Genomic DNA, 23,297 nt, shown 5'->3' with positions numbered 1-23,297 from the left:
TATGCCAGAATAGCTGCCTTTGAAATGACAAGAAACACTCGGTTTGACGCGTAACACCAGCTTTGACGGCAAAAGCCGCACTTTCTCCCGCAATATCTACGGCACCACCAAGGGGCAAATTCGCCTGCGGGTGTTGAGCCGGGATCTGGCCGAATGGCTGCCGGAAAGCGAGCGGCCCCTGCGCATTCTCGATGCCGGCGGTGGCTTTGGCCCCGTGTCTCAGCGCCTGGCCGCCGAGGGCCACAGTGTGGTGCTGTGTGATTTGTCTGCCGAAATGCTTGAAGAAGCCAGGATTCAGGTGGCCGAAAAGGGTCTGAGCGGGCAATTCGACTTTATTCACGGCCCCATACAGTCGTTATGTTCGGCCGACCTGGGTCAGTTCGACCTTATTCTGTGCCATGCCGTGCTGGAATGGGTGCAAAATCAGGCGGATTTGCTGTCCGGTCTGAACGAGCTGCTGCGCCCCGGCGGGCATTTGTCGCTCATGTATTACAACCGCGACGGTCTGCTTTATCACAGCCTGGTAAAAGGCAACTTTGATTACGTGCACGCCAACCTGGTCAGAAAACGACGCCAGAAACTGACGCCGGGCTGGCCTTGCCGGCCCGCCGAGGTAGACGGCTGGCTGAGCGAGCTCGGCTTTGTTATAACCGGACGCAGCGGCGTGCGGGTGTTTCACGATTATATGTCGAACGTGCACGGGCCCTTTCCCACCGAGGAAGAAATTATACAGATGGAGCTGGCCCACTCCCGCACCCAGCCCTTTATGCACCTGGGGCGTTATATGCACGTATTTGCGCACAAAGTGAAGAGAGCTACACCATGACGGAAATGTCCCGCACCCTGCCGGACTGGATCGGCTGGGTCAGAGAGGAAAATTTAGGCCTGAGCCTGCCTCCCGAGCGGCTGGCCTTTTTGCTGGCGGTGCACATCTTTGGCCGGGGCGGCGAGCAGCCGCAACTGAGCGAGGCCGAGCTGCATCACGCCTTTGGCTATGTCAGCAAGGGCTTTGACCAGGCCGGCGACACGCAAGTCAGCCGGGCCAACAACGCCATTAACGATCTGGTGCGCCAGCGTCTGCTGAGCCGCTTTCAGGGCGATGGCGGCGAGGGCGAAAGCCTGTATCGCTTAACCCGGCTGGGGCTGGCCATTGTGGAATTTTTTGCCGCCCAGCGGGAAGTGAGCCAGATAAAGCTGTCGTTGCTGCTGGAGCACATATCTCAGGAGCTGGAGCGCGTGGCTGAGGCTATTGCCGCCAACCCGGATGAGCAGGGCTGGGCCCAGAACGTGGAAGGCCGGCTCAAGTATTCGGTGGCGGAGCAGCTGGCGCGCATCGACGACACCCAGCGCACCATGGACGAGCAGCAAAACGCGGTCAAGGCCAACATCGCCGCCCTGCTCAACAAGAACTGGCACGAGGCCATTCACGCCTGTGAGCAACTGCTGCGGGAAACCGGCGTGACCCTGCGGGAACTGCAGGACACCCTGGATAAAGCCGGTCATGGCCTGCAGCAAAGCTTGCTCAACATTGAAGAGCAGCTGCAGCAAAGCCCCAGAGGCGAGGCGGTGGCCATTTTGTGCCAGCAACTGCAGGCCCGGCTGGATGCCATTATTCACTGGGGCAGCCAGTGCATTGAGCTGTGGTCCCGTTACGACCGCCACGTGCACCGCTTTATTCGTACCGCCATCGACATGGACAAAAACCGCGCCTTCAGCCAGCGGCTGCGCGAGTCCATTCGTCACTTCGAGAACCACAACTGGCGGCTGCGGGTCAGCCAGACCCTGCCTTTGCTTGAGCTGCGCGACGAAACCATGGCCGCCTACGCCGAGGAAGTGACCGGCGAGCTGCCGGTGGAGCTGGAATATCAGGACATGACCGACGTGGCCGCTGAGCTCTCGGGCCGCATTCGCGAGCATCTTGAGGTGTTTTCCGTTGCCGGCAAGCCGCTGGATCTGGCCGGGGTGCTGCGCGATTACCTCAACGATTACCCTCATTACCAGCACTTTGACATTGCGCGCCTGCTGATTGACGAAGCAGTCAAGCTCGGCCATGCCGACGGCGAACTGGCGGGCGCGCCCATGCCCGACTGGCAACCCATTAATGCCCACGGGGCCAAGGTACAAGCACATGTTATCGACCAATACTGAACAGGCCCTGGACTCAAGACTGGTTCAGGCCATTGCCAATCCGTTGTTTCCGGCCCTCGACAACCAGCTGCGGTCGGGCCGGCACATAACCGCCGACGAGCTGGAGCAGCACTCGCTGCTGCAGGAGTATTACCCCGAGCTCGACGCCTTTTATCAGCGCTACCAGGCCGAGCTGGTGCGCGCCCCCGAGGGCTTTTATTACCTGCGGCCGCGCTCCACCAGCGAGCTGGGCACCTCCATTTTGTCCGAGCTGGAAATGCTGGTGGGCAAGGTGCTGTGCTACCTCTACCTGAGCCCGGACCGCCTGATCAACGAAGGGGTGTTTTCCGTTGAGGATCTGCAGGAAGAGATTTTAACCCTGTCCAACGAGCAGGCGCTGCTGCGCATGGTGAACCAGCGCGCCGGCGGCAGTGATCTCGACAAGCGCAAGCTGGCTGACAAGCTCAAAAGCGCCATTCGCCGGCTCAAGCGCATTGGCATGGTGAGCAGCGTGGGCAGCCAGGACAAATTCCGTATTACCGAAGCGGTGTTCCGCTTTGCCGCCGACGTGCGCAGCGACGAAGACCCCCGCGAGCTGCAGCTGCGTATGATTAAGGAAGGCGAAGCCGTGGCCGGCACCGAACAGCAGGACGAGCAGGAGAACGAGCAGTGAGTGTGACCCGAGGCAAGTTTCAATCCCTGACCATGGTCAACTGGAACGGCTTTTTCGCCCGCACCTTTGATCTGGACCAGCTGGTGACCACCCTGTCCGGCGGCAACGGTGCCGGCAAGTCCACCACCATGGCGGCCTTTATTGCGGCACTTATTCCCGATCTCAGCCTGCTGCACTTTCGCAATACCACGGAAGCGGGCAGCCAGTCTGGCAGCCGCGACAAGGGCCTGTATGGCAAGCTGCAGCGGGGCCATTGCTACTCGCTGATTGAGGTGACCACGTCACAGCAGGAGCGGGTGTGGTTTGGCGTGCACCTGGAGCAGGTGGCCAACCGCGACAACAAGGTGAACCTGGTGCCCTTTGCCTTGCAGGATGTGAATGAGGGCGCGGCCCCCACCGAGCTGCTGTTAAGCCGCCTGGACGACGGCCGCGGCCAGGTGCGTTCCCTGAATGAGCTGAAAGCTGCTGCCACCGAGGCCGGCCTGCGCTTTACCCGTTTCAATACGGTGAGCGAGTATCACAATTTTCTGTTCGACATGGGCGTGACCCCGCGCAAGCTGAAAGATCAGCGGGATCGGGTGAAGTTCTATCGTCTGATTGAAGCCTCGCTCTACGGTGGTATTTCCAGCACCATCAGCCGCAGCCTGAAAGACTACCTGCTGCCGGAGAACGCCGGCATTCGCAAGGCTTTTACCGACATGGAAGCGGCGATCTTTGAAAACCGCCGCACCCTGGAATCCATTCGCGAAACCCAGCGCCAGCGGGATCTGTTCCGCCAGCTGATCACCGAAACCACCCATTACGCTGCCGCCGACTATGTGCGCAACAGCGCCGAAAAGCAGCGGCTGTCGGATCTCGCCCTCTCGGCCCGCAAGGCCCTGGCGGAAGAGCGCCGCATTCTGGCCGAAGAAAAGGCCCGGCTGATTTATCTGGCCGATGAATATGAGCATCTGCAGGCCAAGGAGCGCATGCTGACCGACGAGCTGGATATTGCCTCCGAGCATCTCGCCAAGGTGATGAGCGGGGTCAAGCTCAATGAGAAAATTCAGGCTTACCAGCTGGAGCTGGACGAGCTGGAAGAAAAGCTCGCCATTCAGGAAGACATGCTGGCCGAGCTGCAGGACGAACATCAGGAAGCACAAGACGCCCGCACCGAGGCCGACGCCGAGGTAGACAGCCTGAAGAGCCAGCTGGCCGACTATCAGCAAGCGCTCGACACCCAGCAGACCCGCGCCATTCAGTATCGCCAGGCCCGTCAGGCGCTGGAAAACGTGCGCGCCCGTTGCGAGCTGCCGGCACTTGAGCCCGAGCAGGCCAAGGAAGAAGAGCAGCGCCATCAGGCCAAAGAGCAGCAACTCACCCAAACCGTGCTGGAGCAACGCCAGCAGCTCAGTCTGGCCGAGGCCGCCCGCGCTCAGTATGACCAGGCGCTGGCATTGCTGGAAGCCGTGGCCGGCCCGGTGGACCGCGCTGCCGCCTTTGGCCGCGCCACGCAATTGATTGAGCAGGGCCGTGAGCACCAGAGCCTGCTGAGCCGGGAAGAGAGCATTCGCCGCACCCTGAAAGACGCCGAGCAGGCCGAGGCCCGGCTGCAAAAGGTGCGCGAGCTGCAAACCGAGCTTGCTCGTCACAACCGCCGAGTACAAAGCGAAGAGGAGCTTGAGCTGCAACTGGCCGAGCTCGACGAGCAAAAGGCCGAAGCCGAAGAGCAGCTGGCCGAGTGCACCGAGGCTCAGCGTCAGCTGCAGTCCGCCGAAGGGCAGCTGGCCCCGCGCATCAAGGAATTGAAGGCTCAGGCACCGGCCTGGCACAAGGCCCAGCAGGCGCTGGAGCGGCTGCGTGAGCTGGCAGACAAGCCGCTCACCGACAGCAGCGAAATTACCGCCGCCATGCAGCAGGCCCTGCGCGACGAGCACCAGGCCGAGCAGACCAAGCAAAATGCGTTGGCCGCCAAGCAGCGCCTGGAGCAGCATATTCGCGTGCTGAGCGGCGGCAGCGATGCCTCGCCCGAGCTGGTGTCGCTGTGCGAGCACCTGGGCGGCACTTTGCTGTGCGAGGTGTACGACGACATTGCGGTAGAAGACGCCCCTTACTACGAGGCGCTGTACGGCCCGGCCCGCAACGCCATTGTGGTGGCGGATCCACAAGCCGCACTGGAAAAACTGCAGGCGCTGGAAAGCTGCCCGCCCGATGTGTACCTGATTCAGGGCAACCCTGACGCCTTTGACGAAGACCTGCTGCAGGCCACCGAGCTGGAAGGGGCCGTGTATGTGCAAAACGGCGAGCGCCAGCTGCGCTATTCCCGTTTTCCCGCCGTGCCGCTGTTTGGCCGTGCCGCCCGGGAAGCCCAGGTGGAAAAACTGCGCGAGGAGCTTGAGACTGAAAGCGCCCGCTATGCCGAGGCCGCCTTTGCCCAGCAAAAACACAGCCGGCTGTACCACCAGCTGAGCGAGTTTGTCAGTGACGGCCTGCAACAGGCCTTTGCCCCCAGCCCGGAAGAACTGCTGGCGGAGCTGGCCGAACAGCAAAACGAACTGGAGCAGGAGCGTATGCTGCTTGCCGAGCAGCGCACTCAGTGGGCCAGCAAGGTAGAGAGCCTGCGCGAGCAGCAGGGCCTGCTGCACAAGCTGCTGCCGTTGGCATCCCTTCTGGCCGACGACGGTGTGGCCGAGCGGTTGCAAGCCGCCAGGGCCGAGGCCGATAAACTGAATGATGCCCGCAACGTTATGGCCGCCCACGGCCAGCGCCTGGGCCGGCTGGCCGAGCAGGTGCAGGTGCTGCGACAGGACCCGGCCGGCTTTGATGCTTTGAAGGCCGCCACCGAGCAGGCGGAAAGCGAGTTGACCGAGGCCCGTGCCCGCACCTATGCCCTGAACCAGCTGGTGGCGCGACTGCCGCACCTGGCTTATGCCGATGCCGAGCAGCTGCTGAGCCAAAGCTCCGCCATGAACGACAGCCTCAAGGCCAAGCTGGCCCAGGCCGAGGAAGCCCGCCGCAAGGCCGGCCTGCGTGCCGAGCAGCTGTCCGGCCGGGTAAGTGACGCCCTGCAGGCGCGCACCGCCCTGGTGACCGGACGCGATGCCCGCAGCCGCACGCTGGGCGAGTTCCGTGAAGAGCTGGCGGCACTGGGTATTGTGCTTGCCGACGACATGGAGCAAAAAGCCCGGGACGCCAAGCGCGAGCTGGAAAACGAGCTGGTGCAGACCCGCAACAAGCGCAGCCAGACTGAGGCTCAGCGCCAGGTCACCAAGCGGGAAATTGACTCCCTCAGTCAGCGCCTGTCGAAAGACGGCCAGGGCTACTTTGCCGCCCGCAAGGCGCTGGTGGCCCACAAGGCCAACTGGTCCAGGGTAGAGCGGCTGGCGCGGGATCACGATGTGGAGCGCCGGCTCAAGCGGCCGGAGCTGGCCTATCTCGATGCCGACGAGCTGCGCTCCATGTCCGACAAAGCGCTGGGCACCCTGCGGGTGGCGGTGGAGCACGACGAAGAGCTGCGCGATGCCCTGCGCCTTTCCGAGGGCAACCGCAACACCCTGCAAAAGGTGCAGTTCTACATTCTGGTGTTCCGCCATCTCAAGGCGCGCATTCGCCACGACATTATTCGTGCCGACGATCCGGTGGAAGCACTGGAAGAAATGGAAGTGGAGCTGGCGCGCCTGGCCGACGAGCTCACCCTGCGTGAAGGCCAGCTGTCGCTGTCTTCCGTGGAAGTGGCGGCCAAGATCAACACCATTATTCGCCGGGAGCAGACCCGCATTCGCCAGCTTAACCAGGGCCTGCAGAACATTCGCTTTGGTCTGGTGGCCGGCGTGCGCCTGAACGTGAACATTCGTGACACCTATCAGCGTCTGCTGGATGCCCTGAGCGACCCCGAAGGCCGCCATCAGGACTTGTTCAGCAGCAAGGAGCTCAGTTTCTCCGAGGCCATGGGCAAGCTGTATCAGCGCCTGAACCCCGAGCTGGAGCGGGGCGATCGCAGCCCGCAGGTGCTGGGCCAGGCCTTGCTGGATTATCGCAACTACCTGGAGCTGGACATTGAAGTGCAGCGCGGCGCTGACGGCTGGCTGCGTGCCGAAAGCGGCGCGCTCTCTACCGGTGAGGCCATTGGTACCGGCCAGGCCATTCTGCTGATGGTGCTGCAAAGCTGGGAAGAGGAAGCTCGCCACCTGCGCGGCCGCGACGTGCTGCCCTGCCGGTTGCTGTTCCTGGACGAAGCCGCGCGGCTTGACGCCCGCTCCATCGCCACTTTGTTCGAGCTGTGCGAGCGCCAGGACATGCAGCTGCTGATTGCCGCCCCGGAGAACATCAGCCCGGAAAAAGGCACCACCTACAAGCTCATCCGCAAGGTGCACGGCAACCAGGAACATGTGCACGTAGTGGGCCTGCGCGGCTTTGCAGGGGAGGCGGCGTAACAAAATAAAGGCCGCGCTTTACGCGCGGCAACTACTCCGTCAACTGCGTACCCGCATTTTGCACCTGTAGGCCCGACTTCAGTCGGGCAACCCACCTCACAAACCACCCCTTTATTCACCTGAACTCCGCCAAATTATGCACACCTGTAGCTGTTCTTTCAGTGCTGCAAGGTTGGGACGAGTTCCAACAATTCTGCCCAAAAAGCAACGCTGGCTCCTCATTATGCAAAAGTTCCATTTGAATTCTGCATCCCAACAGGCACAATAACGGCTCATATTGCACCCACACCCAGAGGCCCGGTCGCCCGCAAGACCCGGGCGGTAGCGTGGAAAAATTAAAAACCTGCTGATTTATACAGTGTATTTGCAGGCTTGTCGGCACCGTGCTCACTATTACTTTGGCCATGCTCGTGTACAACAAAGAAGGCTAAAACACTCCTGTGATCTGAGCAGGTTACGGCGGGGGAATGTGGATAATGCGCAAGCAAATGTTGATAACGAGCATGCGTGTTTTTGCTCACGGCTGGATAGGGTTGATGTGCGAAAAGCTTTATATTATCAAAAGCTTATAAGTGAAAGCTGAACGGGCGTGTCGGAAGAAATATGAGCATGCTCATTATTATAATGTTAGGTATTTTCATTGCGACTCGGAGAATAATTTAAATGGCAATTGGAACAGTCGATACAAAAATTCTTTGGGGGAGAGCGGGAGGAAGATGCTCGAAACCAGGTTGTGATGAAGATTTAACTGCTCTAGTGGCATCGGGTAACTACGTAGTAGGAGAAATGGCTCACGTTATTGGTAGCAAACCTACTGCTGCTAGAGGTACTCCCGAGGGTGGAGCTGATACATACGACAATTTGATTTTGCTCTGCCCAACTCACCATACCCACATAGATAAAGCCCCAAAGGGAACATATACAATTGAAATGCTCCATGAATGGAAGCGAAACCATGAAGCAGAAATAAATAGTGCTGGAAAGGCACCAAGATTTGATAGCTTTACTAAGCTACACATCGCAGTTGCTCGGCTACTTGCTAATAATAAAGCTACATTTGATGCACTAGGTCCAATGAGCGAAGCCGCTCAATCAGACCCAAGTTCTAATGCATACTTGGTATGGGAGTTGCGAAGAATCGACAAAATATTGCCTAACAATAGAAAAATATTAAACCTTATCGACGCAAACGAAGTTCTTATCGAGGATATGCCTACTATTAATGCTATCGAAAAGTTTCGCGCGCACGTAGAGTCATATGAAAAGCACGTATATCAAAGGTTGGATTCCTATCAGCTATTTCCTACAGAGTTTTCAGAGGTGTTCTCATAATGTCTAATGGTTCAAACTCATGGGGTGTGACTTACAGTCGAATTGCGTGGCTAGAATCGGCTATAAAATCTCATGGTAATGTCATTCGTTATTCACGTCATGACGATATAATTATGGAATTCGATAGAAAAGATGGCAGTTCAATTACATTAATATGCCTTGACGAATATACGCTAGGGGAAGCCATGGTTCACCGAGTTTTGAGCGAATTTCCAGAGGTCAATTTTATATCTGTGGGTGGCAAGTGGAATGGATATACGAGAGAGGCAAAACAACTTTGTCTATCCAACAGTATTGGCCTCTTCAATGCAAGTGAGCTAACAGGAGCTTTGTGGAAAAATGAGTTTTGGTTGTATCACCAAAAAGATGATGAAGGAAATCCAATCTATCCATACAAAAAACAGCAATCTGCTTAGCGTTTATGGTTTTGGCTCATTTTTTCGAAGTGGTCACGCTAATGATTGTGACTTGTTACTCGTAGTGAAGAATGACGCATCAAACTTAGGTAAACTCCATTCGGATTTGTCTAAAGAGTTCTTAGAGTTGGGTTTAAAGCTGTCAATTGAATTCGATTTGACAGTTCTTACAGAGCGCGAGCACAAGTCTTCTCCACTTAAAGAGCATGATCGGTTGGTGTTAATCGTTGGCTAACGAGGCACAAATACCTAACAAAAAAATTAACTCGGACATCAAACGCTGCGCGGATTTTTGGGGCTTGCCGCTTCGCGTCACTGTAGCCCCAAAATCTACTCCGGTTTGCTGCCGGTTATTTGAGCGTTAGCTCTCCACCGTTAACTATAAGGACTAATTTTGACAAAAATAGAGATTATACAAGTTGGATTATCAATTCTGGGTTCACTCGGAGGAGCAGGACTTCTGCTTGCTGCATTTAGTTCTTGGTTGGGTAAAGTTTGGGCAAGTCGAATCTTAGAGTCAGACCGAAGTAAGTATGCTTCGGAGCTTGAAGCTTTGAAAGCTGAAAATCAAAATTATATAAACGTTTTGGGTATCACCAATTCAACCTATTTAGAATCGAAAAAAGCATTTAATAGTGAACGTTTAGCGTCTATAAAAATACTTTGGGGCGAAGTGATTAGATTAAGAGACGAGCGCCCATCGGTGATAATTTGGTTAGACATGTTGGCTTTCGCTAACATGAAACATCTTCATGAAAATCCCCAATTTGCCTTTGCAAGAAAAGAAGATTTCATAAAAGATCTATCCGAAAAGGTACATAGTGAAGCAGACCTTGTGCGCCCTTTTCTTGATGACCTAAGTTTTAAATATTTTTGGGCGTATCGTCAACTTACGCTTGGTTTGGCGCAATATGCACATCTCACTGCAATTCAAGGCCCAATGAACATGCCATGGTACGAAGATGAGAGTGTCCTGGAATCCGTCAAGCCAATATTATCTTCAACTGAATTAGATGATTTCAAATCAGAGAAATGGCAGACCACTGTATTATTTAATTACATTGAGCAAAAGTTGGCGATCCATCTTAAGGATATAGCGTCTGGAAAAAATGATGCAGATGATAGCTTCAATAATGCTCTTGAGTGGCACAAATCTCTTGCAAAGTTTAGAGAATTGCAAGAAAAGGAGGCATAAGCTAACAAGGCAAGGCAGTCTGACGGCTTTTCCGTTCCTTGTTTTGCGGTTTAACGCTACGCTACCGCAAAACAATCCACTACAAAGCCGCAGCTGCTTGCGGCGTTATGCAAGAGAAGCAGATTTGGCTCCCCAATAACGAAATCAAGAGAGGAAATGGATGACACTGCTTAATCAAATATTAAAGTGGACTGAATCTCTCCAGTCATGGCAACGAGATGCGTGCCGCCGCCTCTTCCAGCAGGAATCAGCACTGAACGAGACCGACCTATCCGAGTTATACGCACTTCTTAAGAAGGATTGCGGTATAGAGAGTGATGATGCACTGTTGCCGATTCCATTGGCTAAAGAGCACCTTCCTGCCGAACTTGCTCCAGGGGAGCAAGTTACTCTAGTCGCTTTGAGAGACCTGCAAAACGTCAATCAGATTCCGAGTGATCGCATTCTAACTTTCTCAGAAGCTGGCATTACTGTGATTTATGGAGGAAATGGTTCGGGCAAGTCGGGCTATGCTCGTGTTATGAAAAGAGCTTGTCGGGCTAGAGATCAATCTGAGCCTGTCCACCCAGATGCAAATGATCCGACGGCCTCTAAGAGGGTGCCCACCGCAAAATTCGATGTAAAGGTAATGGGTGTATCACATGAAGTTGATTGGGCGCGCGACACAACTTCACCGGACCAACTCTCCTCAATCTCAGTCTTTGATTCCAAGTGTGCTCGTTCCTACATAACGGCGGAGCAAGATGTTGCTTACTTACCATACGGCCTTGACATTATTGAAAGTCTTGCCAACCGAGTTCTCCCAAAGCTCTCAGAGATGCTCGAGTCAGAGATCAATGGGATTGATGTAAGTAAACTGCCGTTCGAACATCTTCTTGGCGATACAGAGGTCGGGAGAGTCATCGGAAACCTTTCCATCAAGTCAAACACAGAAACTATTACTTCACTTGGAACCATCACTGAAAGCGATATTAAGCGAATTGCCGAGCTTGAGAATGCTCTCAAGGAGGGTAATCCTCTGGCTAAGGCGGAAGAGTCGAAGCGTTCCATGATGCGACTGAAAGCTTTCGCCGACAAGCTTGCCAAACCTTTGGTATGGGTTAGCTCAGACGCTGTTGAAAAACTTCAGAAAATAAATGATGAGAAGATCTCCGCAGAGGACGCTGAGAAGAAAGCTGCCGACGCGTTGTGCTCCGGTGAAGAACTACTTCCAGGAACTGGAGAGCAAGTTTGGAAGCTTCTTTTTGACGCCGCACGGCGCTACTCCACTGAAGTAGCATATCCGGGAGAGGAGTTTCCTCAATCTGCTGAGGGTAAAGTGTGCCCCTTGTGCCAGGAAAATTTACCCGAATCAGGGGCTAACCGTCTTAAGCGATTTGATGAGTACATCCAGAATGATGTCGCAAAGTCCGCCGAAGCAGCCCGTAACAAGGTCGAAATAGCCAAGGCCAAGATCAAGGCAGCCGATCTTATGATTGCCGCCGATGATGCCCTTGGTGAAGAACTGAAGGTCTTAGACGGCTCAATCCTTCAAGTAATTTCAGATTTTCAAGCTTCGATTGATGCGCGTAGAGAGTTTATGCTCCAGTGTCTCGAAACATCAAAATGGGCAGAGGTTCCTGCCTTGAATGTTTCGCCAAGGGCGCGAATTCGCCAGCTTGCAGCTCAGCAATTAAGGATTTTCCGAACGCTTACAAGAGCGGCGGATGAAACGAAGCGAACGAAGCTTGAAAGAGAATTGAGTGAACTTACTGCAAGACAAAGCCTGGCCAAGAGTTTGAATGCTGTAGTCGAGTTGTTGGGTCGGATGAAAAAGAAGTCTTCCCTTGAAAAATGTCGCCCCGCCTTAAAAACACGTTCGATTTCTGATAAGTCAAAGGAATTTGCTACTGTCGCGGTAACAGATGAGTTAAGGAAAGCTCTTGACAAAGAGTTTGAAGCACTTGGCATTGGGCACATCAAAACAAAGCTAAAGGAGCGTAGTTCCCGTGGGAAGATGTACCATCAACTTCTACTAGATCTTCCAGTTACGAACAAAATTGATGAGATTCTCAGCGAAGGTGAGCAACGTGCAATCGCGCTGGGTTCGTTCTTTGCTGAGTTGGCGCTCGCCAATCATTCGTGTGGAATTATCCTCGATGATCCGGTTTCGTCGTTGGATCATTGGCGGCGACGAAATGTTGCCCGGAGATTGGTTGAGGAGGCTAAGAATCGGCAAGTAGTAGTGTTTACTCATGACACTTCATTTCTTGGCCAACTATCCGATGAGATCGAGACGGCAGGTATTCCTAACTCAACATTCTTTTTGGAGTGGCGAGGAGGCGCCCCTGGCTGTGTTAATGATGGCCTCCCGTGGGATCATCAAGGCTATAAAGCGAGAATCAACGCTCTTGAGCAGGCGCAGAGCAAGCTTGCGAAGACGTGGCCGGCATATCCTAATGAAAAAGAGATTGGAGATATGCGACACCAGTATGACCGGTTAAGGGCAACGCTCGAAAGAGTAATTCAAGACGTTGTTTTTAATGGCGTCGTAAAGCGATATCGCGACTGGATTCGCGTGGACTCACTTGAAGAGGTTGTAGGCTTTAGCCGTCCCGAATACGAAGCTATTGAAAAACTGCATAAGCGAAGTTGTGACGTTGTAACGGCCCACGACCCATCGTCGGCAAAGGCTGCTGCAGTTCCCTCTGCGGCTGATTTGGGCAATGACATCGTTGCCTTGAAAGCCATTGTTGAAGCCATTCAGAATCGGAGAAAGACCGCGAAGGCAACCGCGTAGGAGTGGAAATGCATAACAATGCGCTGCTGTCGGACACTGTAGTTCACCACTGCTTGCGGCGTTAGCTGGTCATCATTATTAGGAGAATATTTTGAGTAAAATGGAATACCCAATTACGGGGTCGTGCCAATGCGGAAACGTACAGTATGAGCTGCTTGAGCCTCCGTTGTTCGTTGCTGCTTGTCATTGCAAAGAGTGTCAAAAATTATCAACTAGCGCATTTAGCATAACTGCAATGGTGAAAACGGACAGCGTTAAATTTCAGGGTGAAATGAAAAGCTGGAGTCGGATTGCGGACAGCGGCAATACTAGTGGAGCAAAGTTTTGCCCAACCTGTGGAAACAGGATATATCACTTCGATCCAAATGAGCCAGATAAGCTGAAGCTAAAACCTAGCAATCTATCAGATACAAGCATTATTAACCCTACGATTCACGTCTGGGTAAGCGAAAAACAAGATTGGTATCAAATACCTCCTGACGTGAAAGTGTTTGAGAAGCAACCATAGGGAAAGCCAGCTAACAATGCCATTAAATTCGCTCCCTACGGTCGCCGGACCTCGTTTCACTCGGCCGTTTATGGCGGGCGTTATACCTCAAGGAGGAACACATGAGAAAGCTGGTAAGTTCAGGATCTCCTTTGGAAGAACCGATTGGGTTTTCCAGAGCATGCAGAGTTGGAAGCATGATTTCCGTCTCCGGCACGGCACCCATAGAGAATGGTGAAACTACCTGCGTTGGGGATGTTTATGGGCAGACCAAGTATTGCCTGGAACTGTCTATTAGGGCTATTGAAGAGGCTGGAGGAAAACCGACAGATATAATCAGAACTCGCATCATGCTCACTGACATTTCTCGTTGGGAGGAAGCCGCCAAAGCACATGGTGAGCTATTTTCTGCAATAAGGCCCGCGTGTACATTTTTTGAAGTAAGCCGCTTCATCAATCCGGAATGGCTCGTAGAAACGGAGATCGATTGTGTCTTGGGTTAGGTATAACAAGGCCAGTCACGCGACGCCTACTGCATTGCGGCTTCGCCTCCATTCCGCAGCCGCGCATACTGGCTGGCGTTATTACCTTACGGGAAAATTATGAACTCCTAGACGATTTTTATTGTCGATTCGCTCTAATTTTGGCGCATATTCACTCACGCCTTAACGTGGCATTATCAATTTATTCAGCTATGAGCGACTACTCAAAACTTAGGGGTTACCATACTACATACACTACTGTAAATTATATTTTTATCCCTCTTTTAATATTGCTATCTATTTGTAATAGTAATGACCGTATCAATGAATTGCTGTGCAGGGCTGAATATCATTACAATACTCTTGGAGCGGATGCGGCTATTGCGACTGTACGTGAAATCGATGATAAGCATGAGTATGTTATAGATAGTAACGTTGCGCGTTTTTTGATCCTTTGGGTGCAAAAGAGCAAAGGATTGAAGACTTTGATCACGCTAACTTCATATTGAACTCGATGAAGTCGCTTCCCGATGATCCGGATAAAATTAGTGCGCGATATATTAGTGATGCTGGATTGTTCCCGCTCTGTGGTTACCAGTTGCGGTATTCATGAATAAATATTTTTTAACAATGGAGTCTTGTATGAAAGGTAAAATCCTTGATTTTAATGAAGAAAGCCGCTCAGGCATTATCTCGGGAGACGACGATAACAGATACAACTTTGAGATAAAGGAATGGAAGGGCAGTCAGCTTCCCAGAGCAGGTAACAGGGTTGATTTTTTTGCTAACGGTGATGCTGCAGAGGCCATTTATGCCGAGCCGGCCACCAATAGTGCATCATCAAAGAAAATTGCTGCGGCCTTGTTTGCCTTCTTCCTTGGTGCATTTGGGGCTCACAAGTTTTATCTGGGATATAACAAGCAGGGTGCCATCATGCTGCTGGTGTTCCTGTTTGGGTTTATTCTGCTTGGCTTCCCTTCATTGGTGATTGGGATTATCGCATTTGTGGAGTTCATACTTTATCTGGTTAAGTCTGATGAAGAGTTTGAGCAGACGTATGTAACAGGCTATAAACCCTGGTTCTGATGTTAACGAAATTGGCTGCAGCTGCTTTAAGGTCGCAGCCAACTTGTTATTTTTACCTTGTAATTCAGCGCGGTAAAAAACGTGTTTCAACAGTCTGTTCGTCAGATCATCGTTGGGTAAGATAAATCTCTGATTTAGTAAGCAATGCTGTTATGAATACCAAAAGAAAGCGGTTTGAAAGGAATGCAAAAGGGAAAAAAATCAGAACATTATCCAGAACAGAAGCCTGGGATTCCGCTGTTGCAGAACATCAATATGCACTTTGCATCAGCATTTTTCTTTTGTTTATTGCAGGGGCGTTGGCTTACGACTTTTTTTACCATGGCGGTATGGTTGTCAGCCTGGGCAGACGTGATGACAGCTGGCCAGTCAAACTTTTTATAGGCACCTTTGTTTCGCTCGCCGTCTGGGGTTTTTTAAGCACATTAATGGATATCTGGCAGGACTTTCGTCGCAAGGTTAAACAGCGACGGGTGATGAAATAGAAACCCTGCTGGCTGGGTCATGAACGGCAACATATTTTTATCAGGTGTTGTTATGGCATTAACCCAAGAAGACGAATCCAGAATCATTGAAATGGCCTGGGAAGACCGCACTCCCTTTGAGGCCATTGAGTTGCAGTTTGGCCTTGGTGAGGCGGAGGTGATTCGGTTTATGCGCCGGCAGCTTAAGCCCGGCAGTTTCAGGGTGTGGCGTGCGCGGGTGTCGGGGCGTGCCACCAAGCATCTCAAACTGCGCAGCCCGGATGTGAGCCGGGGCTATTGCCCCACGCAATACAAGCACCGTTAATGCATCGAGTTTTGTTACACTGATTTTTTTATTTGAAGGGTGGTGTCATGCACGGAGAATTCAAGGTGCCGGGCGGCAAACTGGTGGTGGCCGACGTTGAGGTTGAGCAGGATTGCCTTGCGCACGTGAGCATTTCCGGTGATTTTTTTCTGGAGCCGGAGTCGGCGCTGGACTGCATTAACCAGGCACTTACCGGCATGCCGGTGACTGCCAGCCACCAGACGCTTGCGGCCGCCATTAACGCGGCACTGAATGACGATGTGATGATGTTCGGCTTTTCTGCCGAGGCGGTGGCCACGGCGGTGCGCCGGGCGCTGGGCAAGGCCAGCAGCTGGCTGGATCATGAGTTTGAGGTTATTGCCCCGGTCAGCCTGCCGGCGGCGGAGCATGTGGCGCTGGACGAAGTGCTGGCTCATTCCGTGGGCACCGGCCTGCGCAAACCCACGCTGCGCTTTTGGGACTGGAGCGATTCGGTGGTGGTGATCGGCTCGTTTCAGTCGGTAAAGAACGAGGTGGATATGGACGCCGCCGCCGAGCACGGGGTGCAGGTGGTGCGCCGTGTTACCGGGGGCGGGGCCATGTTTATGGAGCCGGGCAACTGTATTACTTATTCGCTTACCGTGCCCACGTCGCTGGTGGACGGGGTTAACATTGAGCAGTCTTATCAGCAGCTGGATGCCTGGGTGCTGGGCGCGCTGAACAAGGTGGGCATCAGGGCCCGTTATGTGCCGCTGAATGATATTGCTTCCGACAAGGGCAAGATTGGCGGCGCGGCGCAAAAGCGCTTTGCCAATGGCGTGCTGGTGCACCATGCCACTCTGGCCTACGACATAGACGCCAGCAAAATGCTGCAGGTGCTGCGCACCGGTCGTGAGAAACTGTCGGACAAGGGCATTACCAGCGCCAACAAGCGGGTGGATCCCATGCGCAGCCAGACCGGGCTGGAGCGTCAGGCCATTATTGAATCCTTTATCAGCCATTTTGCCGAGCTGTATCAGACTCAGGCGGGCAGTTATTTGCCGCAGGAGCTGGAAGCAGCCAAAGCTCTGGTGTCGAGTAAATTTCTCACTGAAGAGTGGTTATATAAGGTGAGCTGAACGGCCAAGTGTATAAATCTTGCTCGAAGTGGTGTGATTATTGCTGCCAAATAACGCGAACGTCGGGCAAGTTTAAACCCACTCGAAAAGTCGGGAAATAACGGGTAGAATAGCCGGCAAAATCACGTTAAAGAAGAAGCGAATTATGTCTTTACCTCCTTGCCCCCAGTGCAATTCCGAATATGTTTATCAGGATCAGGCGCAGCTGATCTGCCCCGAGTGTGGTCATGAGTGGAACCCTGCGGAAGTGGCCGCCGAAGATGCGCCCATTACTGCCAAGGATGCCAACGGCACCCTGCTGCAGGAAGGTGATCGCATTACCGTGGCCAAGGATCTGAAAGTGAAGGGCAGCTCCATGGTGATTAAAATTGGCACCAAGGCGTTAATCCGCCGCATTGTGGATGCCAAGGATCACGAGCTGGACTGCAAGGTAGACGGCGTGGGTGAGATGATGGTCACCGCCGCCTTTGTAAAAAAAGCCTGATGCATGAGGCCGCCGTAACAGGCGGCTTTTTTATGGAAAATATTCTTGTCAGCGCCTGCTTGATGGGCGCGCCGGTACGCTATAACGGCAAAAGCCTGGGGCTGCAGCCCCAGGATCTGGACTTGCTTAAACAGCACTTTTGCATTAAAACCCTGTGCCCGGAAGTGGCCGGCGGTTTGCCGGTGCCCAGAGCGCCGGCCGAGTTAACCGCTCATGCCCGGGTAATGGATAACACCGGGGTTGATTGCACAGATGCCTTTGTGCGCGGTGCCGAACAAGCCCTGGCGTTTTGCCGGGCGCACCATATTCGCGTTGCCATTCTGGCTGAAGCCAGCCCCTCCTGTGGCAGCAGTGTGATTTATGACGGCCGTTTTTCCGGCACCAAAATAGCGGGGCAGGGCGTTACCACGGCGCTGTTGCGCCGGCATGGCATTCAGGTGTTCAGTCAGCATAATGTGGCCGAGCTCAAACAATGTCTGCGTTCACCTTAACCAGGCATTTGTTGCGCAGTTAAAAACGGTAACTCAGGCCAATGGCAGGGCCGCCCAGCCTGGCGTTGTAAATATAGTCATCATGGTGGTAGTCCACGTCGATCACCTTATAGCCTGCAAGCACGGATAACTGCGACGGCAACTGATAGCGGACTGCCGCCAGTAACGACCAGGTGCTGTCGGCCTTGCCGGCATGTCCGCCAATATCCCCCTGCACCAGTAAAGAAAGCTGCTCGCTGGCTCGCACCTGAACGCGGGCAGCAACAACGGGATCCGCCCAGCTGAAGCTTTCTTTATGAGAAGCCTGATAGGTACCAATCAGGGGGTGGCTTGCCCGAACAGATATTTTGTTGGAAATATGCCAAAGGCGTGTGCCTGCCAGCACATCCATGGAGAACTGCTGCTCATCCAGCAGCCGGTAGCCTCCCAGCAGGGTTGCCGACCATTGCTGGCTGTCGAGGCGGGCAGAAGTGCTGGCTCCTGCCGGAATGGTCACGCTGAAGCCCGGTAATTGCATGGCCGGCAATGGTCCCACGGCTTCCCTGTTACTGGTGTCGGTAAACATGGCATCACCAAAAAATACCAGCCGGTTGTGACGCACCCAAAGGTTGATAAAGCCGCCAGCATTAAGATTGTCGATGATGTCGGAAAATGATTGTTGCGTGCTCAGATCAGGTGCCCGGCGAAACGGAGAAAGATTGGCATTCAGCCCGGCAGCCCAGAGATAGGGAGTGAGTTGCCAGTGGGTTTCATCCGTTGGCCCGGCAACAGCCGCTGCGCTAATGCCATGGCTGCAGCAGAGTGAAACGGCGGTCAGTAATATATTTTTATTCATCAATTCTATCCCTTGCTAAATAACATTAAAGTAGTGTAACAACGGATAATGTTTCCCGGGTAAAAATTAAACGGAGTTAATCATGTCTTTAAAAGCCCGCAAAATCCTTGCTGTGAGTGCCGCCATTTTGTTACCCGTGCTGGCAGGCAGTGTTCATGCCTGCACGCGTTTTGTGTATCACGGTGCCGATGATCAGGTTATTACGGCACGCTCCATGGACTGGAAAACCGATGTTGGCACTAATTTATGGGTGTTTCCGCGAGGCATGTCCCGCAGTGGTGAAGCCGGCCCTGATTCTCTGACCTGGACCTCCAAATATGGCAGTGTGATTGCCAGTGGCTATGATATTGCCACCACAGACGGCATGAACGAAGCCGGCCTGGTCGCCAATGTGCTGTGGCTGGTGGAGTCTGAATATCCTGAGCGGGATAACAGCAAGCCTGGTTTGTCGTTAGCGGCCTGGGCGCAGTATGTGCTGGATAACTTTGCCAGTGTAGAGGAAGCGGTAGCGGTGTTGCAGCAGGAGCCGTTTACCCTGATCACCGATTTTGTGCCCGGAGAAAACCGCCTGGCCACGCTGCATTTGTCTATTTCCGATGCCAGCGGAGACAGCGCCATCATTGAATATATTGATGGCAGGCAGGTTATTCACCATGACAAGCGTTATCAGGTAATGACCAATTCACCCGCTTATGATCAGCAGCTGGCGCTGTCTTCCTACTGGCAGGAAGTGGGGGGAACCGTGATGCTGCCGGGTACCAACCGCGCCGCCGACAGGTTTGCCCGCGCGGCCTTTTATGTGAACGCCATTCCTAAAACAGCGGATGCCAAAAAAACCATTGCCAGCGTATTCAGTGTGATTAATAACGTCTCTGTGCCTTATGGCATCAGCACGCCGGATCAGCCCAATATTTCATCCACCCGCTGGAAAACCGTGTCGGATCAAAAACGCAAACTCTACTTTTTTGAATCGGCTCTGACTCCCAATGTGTTTTGGCTCGATCTTAACCGGCTGGATTTTTCTGCCGACGCCGGCAAGGTACTTAAGCTTGATTTAGGCGCTGAGCAACAGAATATTTATTCAGGCATGGCCAATGATCAGCTTAAGGAAGCCAAGCCCTTTACCTTTCTGGGGGTATAAGCTTAATCCGGTTCGGCGGCGGCCGGACCGTATGAATTTTGTTCTTGCCCGCCTTAATTGATTCCTTTAGCATGCCGCTCCTGACCAACCGGTCAGTATTTGCCCTACAGTTTTATGCTCATACTGCCGATAAGACTAAAGTCTAAGCACTACACCGCCTGGAGCCGGCATGCACAAGTTCAAGTTAACCACCATTCTTATTGCTTTTGTTACGCTGTCTTTGGCAGTACTGACGCTGGTGTCTACCGTTATTAACGTTGAGCGGTTTTCCGGGCTGTATTACGGCAAAACCGAAAGCGAATATCTGCCCAACAGTGTGGGCAAGGTGGCTGAGCAGGTGCGCGCCGAGCTGCTGCCCACTATTTTGCTGTCTGATAATCTGGCTGCCAACGGCCTGGTGCACGACTGGATGCGTGAGGGCGAAAGTGCCTCTCCCATGCATGGCAGCGTGATGAGCTTTTTCAGGGAGCAGCAGCAATACACCGGTGCTTCTACGCTGTTTTGGGTTTCAGGCGAAACCAGCACTTATTACACCGATGCGGGCGTGTTCAAACAGATTTCAACCACTGATCCGCGTGATAACTGGTATTACCGTTTTATAAACAGCAATCAGCAACGGGTGCTGAACCTGGATCCGGACGAGCGCACCGGCAAACTGACGCTGTTTGTAAACTCTGTGGTGGAAATTGACGGCAAGCGAGTGGGTGCCGCCGGCATGGGCCAGGATGTGTCTGCCGTGGTGGGGCTTATCTCCGGTTACCATTTGGGTGAAAACGGCTATCTGTTTCTGGTGGATGGCAATGGCGTGATTAACGCCCACCCCAAATCTGAGCTGGTGGGCAAGCAGGTGAGTGCATTAGCTGGCTTTGAGCCGGTGAAGCAGTTGCTTGAGAACACCAGCGCCAGCTTTGAGTTTGAGCAAACCAGGTTTAACGGGGAAGAGGTTTATCTGGCTACTCAGCCCATTGAGGAAACCGGCCTTAAGCTGGTGGCAGTGCTGCCCTCGGCGGAAATAAGTGGTGCCATTAATGAGGCTATTTCTTCTTCCGTGCTGGTGAGCGTATTGCTGGCGGCGGTGTTTGTGGTGATTACGGTGCTGTTTGCCCGGGCGCTGGGCAAAGCCATTCGTCGTGTGGGTGACGACTTGCTGAATATGTCCGGTAACGGCGGCGACTTGACCACCCGGCTGGATGACAGTCACGACAATGAGCTGGGGCACCTGGCTCATGGCTTTAATGCCATTATCGGTAAAATTCGTGAGCTGGTGGCAGAAATCAAGGCCACCGAAACCGCCATGAAAAGTGGTATTGAGCAGCTGGCCGACCTGGCGGACGATACCTTCAGAGCCACCGACGTACAGCGCGGTCAAACCGAACAAGTGGCCACCGCCATTACTGAAATGGGCCAAACGGTCACGGAAGTATCCGGCATTGCCCAGCGCACTGCCACCGACACCGAAGCTGCCGTGGGTGAAGCCGGCAGCACCAATGCGAATATGGCGCTCACCACCCAGACCATGGCCCAGCTCAACCGGGTGATGACCGACATTGAAGCCACCATTAACGACTTTGCAGATCAGGCCGATGCCATTAACTCTGTGGTGGAAGTGATTAACGCCATTTCCGAGCAGACCAACCTGCTGGCGCTGAATGCTGCCATTGAAGCGGCCCGCGCCGGTGAGCAGGGCCGTGGCTTTGCCGTGGTGGCCGATGAGGTGCGCAGTCTGGCGCAGCGCACCCAAGCCTCCACCCAGGAAATTTCCGAGCAAATTGGCCGGCTGCAGCAAACGGCGCGTCAGTCTACGGCAGCCATTCGGGAAGGCACCGAAAGCAGCCAGCGAGTGGCAGAAAGCACCGAGCAGTCGGCCCGGGCGCTGGCCAGCATTCAGCAGCGCTTTGAGGCCATCAGCTCCGGCAGTCATCAGGTGGCAGCCGCCACGGAAGAGCAGGGCGCGGTGGCCGAGCATATTAACCAGTCGGCTCATGTTATTTCCGACAGTGCTTCCGGCATCCATCATAATGCCGAGCAGCAACTGGCAGCCATTGGTGAGCTGCAGCAGCGTGCCGAGCACCTGCGCGCTCTGGTGAGTCAGTTTAAGGTGTAGCGCGCCGGCAAAAAATCGGCAAAAACAAAGCCGTCCCGCTCCACTATGTCTCCCGGTGTAATGGCAACCTGTTTTTTAAACATGGGGCCGTCAAACACAAAAGTGTGAAACTCGCCGTTTTCGCCACTGAGATCGGTGCCTTCTGGCAGCTGGGCCAGCAGCTCAGCCGTTAGCTCACGGCCGGCAAACTCTCTTGGCACCTTGTTCGGATCCAGGCAGGTGATCACAGCGCGCATGCCGTTTTGAAGCATGTTGTGAGGCAGGGTGTCGGTTGGGATATGCCAGATGGGAAATACCGCCTCAATGCCGGTGTTGGCCAGCCGGTCTTCCCGGTATTGGCGCACGTCTTCCAGCAATAAATCGCCAAAGCCAAAGGCGGTAATATGCTGTGCTTTGGCCCGGGCAACAAAATTACCCATCAGTTGCTGATAATCTTCATTGCTGCAGGGCCAGGGCAGGGGAATGATCTCCAGTGGCAGGCCCATGGCATCGGCCTGTTGTTGCAGCAGAGTGGTGCGCACACCGTGCATGGCTACCCGCTCAAATGCCTGGTTGACCGTGGTAAAGAGTCCGGCTACTTCATAGTCTGCGTTTTGCTGCAGCTGATGCAGGGCCCAGGCGCTGTCCTTTCCGCTGCTCCAGGACATAAGCAGTTTTTGTTTCATGGCGTTTTGTGTTGTTGGTGGAGCCGATGCACCATACTGTAATCAATTATAAGGAGATGAGCATGTCTGCCATGCACAGATCTTGTTTTTCAGGCGGCCATGGGCATCATAGGCATTTTTAACTCGCCGGTGATTTGATAATGAAACCAATAAAATATATGGCCTGTGCAGCCCTGCTGGTTCTGCTGTCTGGCTGTGACCATGGCTATGAAGGGGTGTATGAAACCCGTGCCGACTCCTCCAACGAGATGATGTCGCAGCTGATGAGTGACTTTTCCGGCCTGGTGGGCAGTGAGCAGATCGTGATTGGCAAAGACTATATGGAGCACAATGGTGAGCGCACGTATTTTGATGACATTCTGGTGCGTGAGTCGGCGGGCAAGCAATATCTGGTGTTTGTAAAAGACGGTCAGGAAGAGGTCTGGACCATCGTTAACGAGACTACCTTGATGAAGGGCAATGGGCTGGTGAATGTGGTGATGGAGCGGGTGGCGGAATGAGTGCGGTAGCCAGCCCCTGCATTGGTTACTGCAAGCTGAATGAAGACAGAGTGTGCGCCGGTTGCTTTCGTCATGTGGATGAGATTGCCGGCTGGCAAGAAAAGCCTGACACTGAGAAACAGACCATTATTGAGCGCTGTGCCGAGCGTTGTGTGCTCGTGAAACTTGGCTGATGTGCCGGCGTGGTGCGTCAGTTATTGTC

General features: G+C 53.7%; 22 protein-coding genes. 20 read left to right on the top strand and 2 right to left on the bottom strand.

Annotated elements, in window-relative coordinates; genetic code table 11:
- Positions 1-43 precede the first annotated feature (43 nt).
- From G364_RS0111925 to G364_RS0111850, 16 genes are all read left to right on the top strand, one after another.
- Positions 44-826, top strand: coding sequence for a methyltransferase domain-containing protein (locus G364_RS0111925; RefSeq protein WP_019935376.1), 783 nt, complete (start codon positions 44-46; stop codon positions 824-826).
- Positions 823-2,148, top strand: a complete 1,326-nt coding sequence (gene mukF / locus G364_RS0111920) for a chromosome partition protein MukF (protein WP_019935375.1) — start codon at positions 823-825, stop codon at positions 2,146-2,148. Before G364_RS0111925 ends, mukF begins: the two co-directional genes overlap by 4 nt.
- Positions 2,129-2,800 carry a chromosome partition protein MukE gene (gene mukE, locus G364_RS16530; protein WP_019935374.1) on the top strand — a complete coding sequence of 224 codons (672 nt, stop codon included), beginning with the start codon at positions 2,129-2,131 and terminating at the stop codon, positions 2,798-2,800. Before mukF ends, mukE begins: the two co-directional genes overlap by 20 nt.
- The gene (gene mukB / locus G364_RS0111910) at positions 2,797-7,212 is read left to right on the top strand and encodes a chromosome partition protein MukB (RefSeq protein ID WP_019935373.1); all 4,416 of its coding nucleotides are present in this window, start codon (positions 2,797-2,799) and stop codon (positions 7,210-7,212) included. The genes mukE and mukB overlap by 4 nt, the downstream gene beginning before the upstream one ends.
- Positions 7,213-7,875: 663 nt before the next feature.
- On the top strand, positions 7,876-8,544 hold the full coding sequence (locus G364_RS0111900) for an HNH endonuclease signature motif containing protein (RefSeq protein WP_026344878.1): 669 nt from the start codon (positions 7,876-7,878) through the stop codon (positions 8,542-8,544).
- Positions 8,544-8,960, top strand: coding sequence for a hypothetical protein (locus G364_RS17235; protein ID WP_156816504.1), 417 nt, complete (start codon positions 8,544-8,546; stop codon positions 8,958-8,960). The genes G364_RS0111900 and G364_RS17235 overlap by 1 nt, the downstream gene beginning before the upstream one ends.
- Positions 8,961-9,354: 394 nt before the next feature.
- Positions 9,355-10,155, top strand: a complete 801-nt coding sequence (locus G364_RS0111890; RefSeq protein ID WP_019935369.1) for a hypothetical protein — start codon at positions 9,355-9,357, stop codon at positions 10,153-10,155.
- Between the two features lie 160 nt (positions 10,156-10,315).
- Positions 10,316-12,934, top strand: a complete 2,619-nt coding sequence (locus G364_RS0111885; protein WP_019935368.1) for an AAA family ATPase — start codon at positions 10,316-10,318, stop codon at positions 12,932-12,934.
- A gap of 100 nt (positions 12,935-13,034) precedes the next feature.
- On the top strand, positions 13,035-13,442 hold the full coding sequence (locus G364_RS17065) for a GFA family protein (protein WP_083928717.1): 408 nt from the start codon (positions 13,035-13,037) through the stop codon (positions 13,440-13,442).
- 101 nt (positions 13,443-13,543) lie between these two features.
- Positions 13,544-13,924 carry a RidA family protein gene (locus G364_RS0111880; RefSeq protein ID WP_019935367.1) on the top strand — a complete coding sequence of 127 codons (381 nt, stop codon included), beginning with the start codon at positions 13,544-13,546 and terminating at the stop codon, positions 13,922-13,924.
- 588 nt (positions 13,925-14,512) lie between these two features.
- A complete protein-coding gene (locus tag G364_RS0111875) occupies positions 14,513-14,989 on the top strand; it encodes a TM2 domain-containing protein (protein ID WP_245541425.1) in 477 nt (158 codons plus the stop codon).
- A 152-nt stretch (positions 14,990-15,141) separates the two neighbouring features.
- Complete coding sequence (locus G364_RS0111870) at positions 15,142-15,474, top strand: hypothetical protein (protein WP_019935365.1); 333 nt, start codon at positions 15,142-15,144, stop codon at positions 15,472-15,474.
- Positions 15,475-15,526: 52 nt separating this feature from the next.
- Positions 15,527-15,778 carry a TIGR03643 family protein gene (locus G364_RS0111865; protein WP_019935364.1) on the top strand — a complete coding sequence of 84 codons (252 nt, stop codon included), beginning with the start codon at positions 15,527-15,529 and terminating at the stop codon, positions 15,776-15,778.
- A gap of 47 nt (positions 15,779-15,825) precedes the next feature.
- Positions 15,826-16,875: a lipoate-protein ligase LplAB gene (gene lplAB / locus G364_RS0111860; RefSeq protein ID WP_019935363.1), complete on the top strand. Its 1,050-nt coding sequence runs from the start codon at positions 15,826-15,828 to the stop codon at positions 16,873-16,875.
- 145 nt (positions 16,876-17,020) lie between these two features.
- A complete protein-coding gene (locus G364_RS0111855; protein ID WP_019935362.1) occupies positions 17,021-17,359 on the top strand; it encodes a zinc ribbon domain-containing protein YjdM in 339 nt (112 codons plus the stop codon).
- A gap of 32 nt (positions 17,360-17,391) precedes the next feature.
- Positions 17,392-17,850 (top strand): 2-thiouracil desulfurase family protein, encoded by a 459-nt coding sequence (locus tag G364_RS0111850; RefSeq protein WP_026344877.1) that lies wholly within the window; start codon positions 17,392-17,394, stop codon positions 17,848-17,850.
- 19 nt (positions 17,851-17,869) lie between these two features.
- Here the strand turns inward: G364_RS0111850 and G364_RS0111845 are convergent, their stop codons facing one another.
- Positions 17,870-18,685 (bottom strand): hypothetical protein, encoded by an 816-nt coding sequence (locus G364_RS0111845; protein ID WP_019935360.1) that lies wholly within the window; start codon positions 18,683-18,685, stop codon positions 17,870-17,872.
- 82 nt (positions 18,686-18,767) lie between these two features.
- Here G364_RS0111845 and G364_RS0111840 point away from each other — a divergent pair, with 82 nt between their 5' ends.
- Both G364_RS0111840 and G364_RS0111835 read left to right on the top strand, forming a co-directional pair.
- Positions 18,768-19,826 (top strand): linear amide C-N hydrolase, encoded by a 1,059-nt coding sequence (locus G364_RS0111840; protein WP_019935359.1) that lies wholly within the window; start codon positions 18,768-18,770, stop codon positions 19,824-19,826.
- 169 nt (positions 19,827-19,995) lie between these two features.
- A complete protein-coding gene (locus G364_RS0111835) occupies positions 19,996-21,930 on the top strand; it encodes a methyl-accepting chemotaxis protein (protein WP_019935358.1) in 1,935 nt (644 codons plus the stop codon).
- Here the strand turns inward: G364_RS0111835 and G364_RS0111830 are convergent.
- Complete coding sequence (locus G364_RS0111830; protein ID WP_019935357.1) at positions 21,915-22,595, bottom strand: Dph6-related ATP pyrophosphatase; 681 nt, start codon at positions 22,593-22,595, stop codon at positions 21,915-21,917. The two genes, G364_RS0111835 and G364_RS0111830, sit on opposite strands and share 16 nt — an antisense overlap.
- Before the next feature lie 140 nt (positions 22,596-22,735).
- On the opposite strand from G364_RS0111830, the gene G364_RS0111825 reads away from it, so the two are divergent.
- Positions 22,736-23,095, top strand: a complete 360-nt coding sequence (locus G364_RS0111825; RefSeq protein ID WP_026344876.1) for a hypothetical protein — start codon at positions 22,736-22,738, stop codon at positions 23,093-23,095.
- On the top strand, positions 23,092-23,268 hold the full coding sequence (locus tag G364_RS0111820; protein ID WP_019935355.1) for a DUF1289 domain-containing protein: 177 nt from the start codon (positions 23,092-23,094) through the stop codon (positions 23,266-23,268). Before G364_RS0111825 ends, G364_RS0111820 begins: the two co-directional genes overlap by 4 nt.
- The last annotated feature ends 29 nt before the right edge of the window (positions 23,269-23,297 follow it).

It is taken from the genome of Oceanimonas smirnovii ATCC BAA-899 (assembly GCF_000381965.1).
Lineage (GTDB): Bacteria > Pseudomonadota > Gammaproteobacteria > Enterobacterales > Aeromonadaceae > Oceanimonas > Oceanimonas smirnovii.
This window is presented reverse-complemented; position numbering and strand designations above follow the sequence as displayed.